The organism is Streptomyces sp. NRRL F-2664, from assembly GCF_000719345.1.
Classification (GTDB): domain Bacteria; phylum Actinomycetota; class Actinomycetes; order Streptomycetales; family Streptomycetaceae; genus Streptomyces.
This window is the reverse complement of the sequence record NZ_JOFX01000524.1, coordinates 1-276: the sequence shown is the minus strand read 5'-3', so window position 1 is coordinate 276 and position 276 is coordinate 1. Positions and strand designations below refer to the sequence as shown.

Sequence of the window (276 nt, the reverse complement as noted above, 5' to 3'; positions counted from 1 at the left end):
TTCGAGGGCGTGATCTGGCGCTTTCGGACGGGTGGCCAGTGGAGGGAGATGCCTCAGGAATTCGGCGCCTGGCCGACGGTCCGCAACCGGTTCCGTCAGTGGAGGGGCGCGGGGTGTCCGAGGCCCTGCTGGAGGGTGCGATCGCGGAGGCCGCGAAGCGGGGTGAGGTGGACTTATCGCTTGTCAGCGTGGATTCAACCTCTGTCCATGCCCACCACGACGCCGCCGGGATGCACCTCGCGCCCGACACTCTCGCCGACCCGGAGAAGGCCCGAG

General features: G+C 68.8%; 1 pseudogene. It reads left to right on the top strand.

The window, feature by feature from the left end:
• A pseudogene (locus IF89_RS40140) lies at positions 1-276 on the top strand (transposase); the annotation flags it as partial.